The organism is Pseudomonas sp. NPDC090752 (assembly GCF_055584805.1).
On sequence record NZ_JBVJLI010000039.1, the window covers coordinates 1 to 2,959 of the forward strand.

At 55.8% G+C, this 2,959-nt stretch carries 4 protein-coding genes and 3 tRNA genes; all 7 read left to right on the forward strand.

Annotation, left to right across the window (positions count from 1 at the left end; genetic code table 11):
* The first annotated feature begins 200 nt into the window (after positions 1–200).
* Positions 201–1,160, forward strand: a complete 960-nt coding sequence (gene birA / locus ACZ6YA_RS25980) for a bifunctional biotin--[acetyl-CoA-carboxylase] ligase/biotin operon repressor BirA (RefSeq protein ID WP_465900619.1) — start codon at positions 201–203, stop codon at positions 1,158–1,160.
* Complete coding sequence (locus tag ACZ6YA_RS25985; RefSeq protein WP_465900621.1) at positions 1,150–1,899, forward strand: pantothenate kinase; 750 nt, start codon at positions 1,150–1,152, stop codon at positions 1,897–1,899. Before birA ends, ACZ6YA_RS25985 begins: the two co-directional genes overlap by 11 nt.
* Positions 1,900–1,906: 7 nt before the next feature.
* Positions 1,907–2,332 carry a hypothetical protein gene (locus tag ACZ6YA_RS25990; RefSeq protein ID WP_465900623.1) on the forward strand — a complete coding sequence of 142 codons (426 nt, stop codon included), beginning with the start codon at positions 1,907–1,909 and terminating at the stop codon, positions 2,330–2,332.
* A gap of 152 nt (positions 2,333–2,484) precedes the next feature.
* A tRNA-Tyr gene (locus ACZ6YA_RS25995) sits at positions 2,485–2,568 on the forward strand.
* Between the two features lie 24 nt (positions 2,569–2,592).
* A tRNA-Gly gene (locus ACZ6YA_RS26000) sits at positions 2,593–2,666 on the forward strand.
* A gap of 29 nt (positions 2,667–2,695) precedes the next feature.
* A tRNA-Thr gene (locus tag ACZ6YA_RS26005) sits at positions 2,696–2,771 on the forward strand.
* Positions 2,772–2,849: 78 nt separating this feature from the next.
* Positions 2,850–2,959: GTP-binding protein (locus ACZ6YA_RS26010; RefSeq protein WP_132579187.1), on the forward strand; the 110-nt coding region annotated here is incomplete at its 3' end.

Here is a 2,959-nt window from a genome sequence, read left to right on the forward strand (position 1 = left end):
TGGTAGTGTGGGGTTTCCCCATGTGAGAGTAGGTCATCGTCAAGATTCATTTCGCAAAACCCCTATCTGCGCGAGCAGGTAGGGGTTTTGTCTTTGCTGGCGAAAAAACGCCATGTCCGTGACTTTTCGTGCGGCCCTTTTCCTATGCAAGCCCATTACCCATAGCTATCATGCCAGCCTTATTCCAAGTCGAGACTGGCATGCTGAAGTTGTTGAATCTCCTCAAGGATGGCCGGTTCCATTCCGGAGAAACCTTGGGGGCAGCCCTTGGGGTGAGTCGCAGCGCTGTTTGGAAGCAGCTGCAGCACCTGGAAAGTGAGCTGAACCTCACCATTCACAAAGTCCGTGGACGTGGCTACCAACTAGCGGCGCCTCTCGCGCTGCTCGAAGCGAAGGCGATCGCCGACTTTGCAGAGGGTGACCAGTGGCCTGTGTTCATCCACGAAACCATCGATTCGACCAATGCTGAAGGGCTTCGGCTTGCCGGCCAGGGCCAGGCTGCTCCATTTCTGGTCATTGCCGAGCGCCAAAGTGCTGGGCGTGGCCGTCGCGGCCGCCAATGGGTAAGCCCTTTTGCGGAAAACCTCTATTACAGTCTGGTACTGCGTGTCGAAGGTGGCATGCGTCAGCTGGAAGGCTTGAGCCTGGTGGTGGGCTTGGCTGTCATGCGCACGCTGCAAGCCTTTGGTGTTAAGGATGTGGGGTTGAAGTGGCCCAACGATGTGCTTGTGCGAGGGCAGAAGATCACTGGCATTCTGCTGGAGCTGGTGGGTGATCCTGCGGATGTCTGTCATGTCGTCCTTGGAATCGGCATCAACGTGAACATGCAGTCTAACGACGAGGTCGATCAGCAATGGACCTCGATGCGGCGTGAAGTAGGCGCGACAATTGATCGTAATCGCTTGGTGGCCATGCTCAGTCAGCATCTGCAGCACGAGTTGGCGCGTCACCGTCGCTATGGTTTTGCCGCATTCCAGGAGGAGTGGGAGCAGGCTCATCTATGGCAAGGGCGTAATGTGTCGCTTATTGCTGGCAGTACCCGTATCGATGGGGTAGTGCTAGGAGTGGACGGGCAGGGCGGGTTGCGCCTTGAGGTCGACGGTGTAGAAAAGAGCTTCAGTGGTGGTGAGCTCAGTTTGAGGTTGCGTGATGATTCTTGAGCTCGATTGCGGTAACAGCTTCATTAAATGGCGTGTCATTCATGCTGCCGACGCGACGATCGTGGGCGGCGGTATTGTCGACTCGGATCAGGCGCTGGTGGCTGAAGTCAGTGCCCTCACGTCATTGCGCTTGTCGGGTTGCCGAATCGTCAGCGTGCGCAGTGAAGAAGAAACCGCTGCGCTCTGTGGATTGATCGCCCAGGCGTTCTGCGTCGTCGCGCGAGTCGCTGAGCCCGCCCAGCAAATGGCCGGTGTGCGTAACGGTTATGAAGATTTCCAGCGCTTGGGCATGGACCGTTGGCTGGCAGCATTGGGTGCGTTCCATCTGGCTGGAGGGGCTTGCCTTGTGATTGATCTGGGTACTGCCGCGAAAGCCGATTTTATTGCCGCAGATGGCGAGCACCTGGGAGGTTACATCTGTCCAGGTATGCCGCTGATGCGCAGCCAGCTGCGGACGCATACCCGGCGGATCCGTTACGACGACGCTTCGGCAGAGCGTGCGCTGTATAGCCTCGCCCCAGGGCGTTCGACTGTCGAGGCCGTCGAGCGCGGGTGCGTGCTGATGTTGCAGGGATTTGCACGCACTCAGGTCGAGCAAGCGCGTGCGTTGTGGGGTGAAAGCTTTACCGTGTTTCTTACCGGTGGCGATGCACCGTTGGTGCGTGAAGCTGCACCACAGGCGCGTGTAGTGCCTGATCTGGTATTCGTCGGCCTGGCAATGGCCTGCCCATTGGACTGAGGTGCGTATGCGTTGGTTGTTTCTGCTGTTACTGGTTCTCAACGTCTTCTACTACGTGTGGCACCAGCAGGAAGCCCCGCTCAAAGCCAAGGATGTCGCCCCGCTGTCTTTGTATAAAGGCAATCAACAAGAGATTCGCCTGTTGCGCGAAACAGGCGTCTCTGCGCCGGCTCGGCGCCGTGAGGAATGCTTGGTCGTAGGTGGCCTGGCAGGTAAAGAGCAGCTTGATGCCCTGCGTCAGCGCCTGCTCAGCCTTGATATCAACGCCCTACCGGTATCCGGCCAATTGCCGGGGGCGGATGGACTCTGGCTTAAAGTAGCGCCTGAAAGCGAGCGTTTGCTGGACCAAACCGTACTCGACTCTCTTTCCAACGATTTCAAAGACTTAAAACATAAAATTATTTTCTGCCAGGGTATTGCAACTGGCGAATAGCTTGATAGAATGGCGCCCGCTTCACAGGGAACACCACTCAGGTGGTAGAACTGGAGGCAGTGTCAAAGCAGCTAAGTTTCAGATTTGATTGAAAAAATTTGAAAAAACGCTTGACACTAGGACGGCAGACAAATAGAATGCCGGCCACATCTGGAGGGATTCCCGAGCGGTCAAAGGGGACGGACTGTAAATCCGTTGCGAGAGCTTCGAAGGTTCGAATCCTTCTCCCTCCACCAGTTTTAGCGAGAGCCGCAAGCTCCGCGGGTATAGTTTAGTGGTAGAACCTCAGCCTTCCAAGCTGATGATGCGGGTTCGATTCCCGCTACCCGCTCCAAGTTTGCAGGATTTTGCGCAAAGTGTTTCGCTCTTGTAGCTCAGTTGGTAGAGCACACCCTTGGTAAGGGTGAGGTCAGCGGTTCAAATCCGCTCAAGAGCTCCATATAAACAAGGCAGATATGAAAATATCTGCCTTTGTTTTATCAGCGTAATGCTATTTCTTCTGCGGAGGATTGTATCGATGGCTAAGGAAAAGTTTGATCGTTCCCTTCCCCACGTTAACGTCGGCACTATCGGCCACGTTGACCACGGTAAGACCACTCTGACCGCAGCTCTGACTCGCGTCTGCTC

Bases quoted from the DNA above. Each gene is read 5' to 3' on its own strand.
- birA (WP_465900619.1), top strand. From the start codon at position 201: ATGCTGAAGTTGTTGAATCTCCTCAAGGATGGCCGGTTCCATTCCGGA.
- ACZ6YA_RS25985 (WP_465900621.1), top strand. From the start codon at position 1,150: ATGATTCTTGAGCTCGATTGCGGTAACAGCTTCATTAAATGGCGTGTC.
- ACZ6YA_RS25990 (WP_465900623.1), top strand. From the start codon at position 1,907: ATGCGTTGGTTGTTTCTGCTGTTACTGGTTCTCAACGTCTTCTACTAC.